At 55.1% G+C, this 2,999-nt stretch carries 1 protein-coding gene and 1 pseudogene; both read right to left on the reverse strand.

The genetic code is table 11. The features are described from left to right. Nucleotides 1-1,476, reverse strand: a pseudogene (locus ACF8RA_RS01550) (type IV secretion protein Rhs); the annotation flags it as partial. Between the two features lie 641 nt (nt 1,477-2,117). Next, nucleotides 2,118-2,999 (reverse strand): RHS repeat-associated core domain-containing protein (locus tag ACF8RA_RS01555; RefSeq protein ID WP_392518705.1); only part of this gene is annotated, 882 nt, incomplete at its 5' end.

The following is a 2,999-nucleotide window of genomic DNA, read 5'->3' on the forward strand; positions in this document are numbered from 1 at the left end:
ATCAACCCGCGCCAACGGCGCATAGCTACCCGGCTCGTACAGGTACAAGATGCTCTGCGTAGGTGTCTCCTCACGCAGCATCCTCAGCCCCTGCCAGAGGAAGCGCTTCTGCTCGACCTCGCCATTGATTTCAGCCTGTTTGGCCACCCGCCGTCCCAGGCTGTCATACCGGTACTGCCCGGTGCTCTCCAGTCTGTCACCGACATACGTTTCAGCTTTAACCAGCCGGTTCTCACAGTCATAGCTGAAGTACTGCAGCTTGCTGTGCCCCGAGCGCTTCTCGATCAGGTTGCCCCACGGGTCGTAGCGATACTCCTGATCCCGCCACTGTTTGATCCGGTTGTCCCTGACCTTGTCGAACTGCCGCGCATTGAAGTCCAGGCGGTTGGCTGCCGGGTCGTAGCGGAATTCCTCGCTGCCGATCAACGAGCCGGTATCACGACTGCGCAATTGGCCGTTGGCTTCGTACTCGTACTTGATCTCGCCACGCAGCTTGTCCAGCGTACGCACCAGTTCACCGGCCGGGTCATACTGGTAACGGCGGTGGATCGGGTTGTAGGCGTGCTCGACCAGCAACGAGGTATTGATGCCAGTGTTATGTACCTGTGAAAGCTTGTCGGCCGGCAAGGTCGAGGCAAACTGCCAGGCCTTGCGCCCCATGGCGTCATAACCGAAGCAACTGGTGAGCTTGCCCTGGGTCCGGTACACCTCGCGGTGCAGGTCATCGCGCTCCATTTCACTGATGACCTGACCATCCAGGTTCAGCTGGTGCAGGTGGCCGCTGCCGTAGTACAGGTGATTGACCTTGCGCCCATCCGGGAGGATCAGCGTGGTCAGGTTGCTGAGCGGGTCGTACTCGTAGCTGAGCGTGCCGTCAGGGGTGATTTCTTTGGTCAGACGGCCGAGCAGATCGTAGGTGTACTCAAGCTTTTCTTCTGTGATCCCAAGCTGCTTGCCGATCCCGCTCGGTTGCCGCTCGATGCTCAGCAACCGGTCACCGTCGTCGTAGACGAAGTCTTGCCGCGTATCGCTATTGAGCTTGGCAATCAAACGGCCAATGGCATCACGCTCAAAGAGCGTATGGCGCTCTGGCCGCTCGGCATTCTCGCCATAGCCAATCTCATCCAGTCGCGTGAGATGGCCAACGACGTTGTAGCTGAAACGCCGGGTCAGGTTATCCACCCGCACTTCTTCGCTTAGCCGGTCCGAAGCGTCGTAGCCAAAGCTGTACGTGGCGTTGTTTTCGTTGACCAGCGCGGTCAGGCGCATGGCCTTGTCGTACTCGTACCGAACCCGCTGGCCCTTGGCATCCTGGCGGCTGCTCGGCAGGCCGCGGGCCGTGCGCATCAGGCGGGTGGTCTGGCCCTTGCCGTCGGTGTGGCTGAGCACCTGACCGTAGACGTTATAGGTGAAGGTTTCCGTGGTGCCGTCCGGGTGGCTGATGCGCAGCACTTCGACGTCGGGCTTGCGCTCAACATAAGCTCTTTGCCACTTCTTGCCCTAGAAACAATCCTTAGTAAACCTTGCGATCTAGAATTCTAAAAAAGCGTCATTTTCAAAATAGTATTTAAAAGCCTCAAAGTAATCCTCAACAGTGGCCGAGGGAAGCTGCTGGTCCGTATAATTAATTACATCCTGTATCATTGGAGTGTCTAGTGTTTCGATCCATCCTTCATTAGCCACCTGCGGCGGGAGATAATCAGTCGAATCTGGGGGAAAGTCACGACTATCTAATGAGAACGCACCCTTTGTATCCAGGGTCCAATTGCTATTTGGTAAATAGAACCAAGAGTCCGGCATTTTATCCAGATTTTCTAGAACTTCCCGTATGCTATAAACTCTCATAACCACCTCAGCACGATGTGTTTTGTAATGCCTTAAATCCACCCTTTTGATTAGGGTGTAAACTGGCTTGCACCGGTCCCTTCGCTTGGTGTTGCGCTCTCGGAATAAGCTCTATATCTTTAGGAGACTGAGCATTATGGTGCCAAGAGTGGTTTGGTGGGCTTCTGTCACTGAAGCCTCCTCTGGGTCCGGGTTGAATATGCTCCACTACTTCAGCGGGTAAAGCAGCCTTAAGCTCAGGGTATTGTAGCGTACGATTGTATAGCTCTTCATTAGCATATTTGAAATGCGCCCCCCCTGTTCAAACTATGAATTTCTTGCGGCATCTCTACACTGGTCCATACGCTATATTGTGAACTAGATAGCGGACGGCCGCTACCGTCTACACCAGACCACCCCCACGGATCAATCCAATTGATGGGATTGAGCGTATAAAAATATAAATTTAGCCCACCCGCTAATCCAATCGGGTCTTGAGTAGCAAAGCGCCCAGCTTCCGGATCATAATATCTAAAGGTATTGTAGTGCAGTCCTGATTCATAATCAAAGTACTGGCCTTGGAAGCGTAGGTTCTGCTCGACCTTATCGACAACCAATTGCTTTATCGAACCCCAAGACCGATACGTCGCCTGCCAAACAATCTTGCCATCGCTGTCCGTTAGCTCCAGCGGCGTACCAATCTGGTCCGTATGGAAGTAATAGACCTTCTGCCCTTCCCCTTCAACCTGATCAACCCGCGCCAACGGCGCATAGCTACCCGGCTCGTACAGGTACAGGATGTTCTGCCCAGGCGTTTCCTCCCGCAGCATCCTCAGCCCCTGCCAGAGGAAGCGCTTCTGCTCGACCTCGCCATTGATTTCAGCCTGCTTGGCTATTCGCCTCCCCAAGCTGTCGTAACGATACTCGCCTTGGCTTTCCAGCTTGCCATTGACCAACGTCTCCGCCCGCACCAGCCGGTTCTCGCAGTCATAGCTGAAGTGCTGCAGCTTGCTGTGCCCCGAGCGCTTCTCGACCAGATTGCCCCACGGGTCGTAGCGGTACTCCTGATCCCGCCACTGTTTGATCCGGTTGTCCTTGACCTTGTCGAACTGCCGCGCATTGAAGTCCAGGCGGTTGGCTGCCGGGTCGTAGCGGAACTCCTCACTGCCGATCAA

Source organism: Pseudomonas sp. FYR_5, assembly GCF_043106315.1.
GTDB classification, from domain to species: domain Bacteria; phylum Pseudomonadota; class Gammaproteobacteria; order Pseudomonadales; family Pseudomonadaceae; genus Aquipseudomonas; species Aquipseudomonas putida_Y.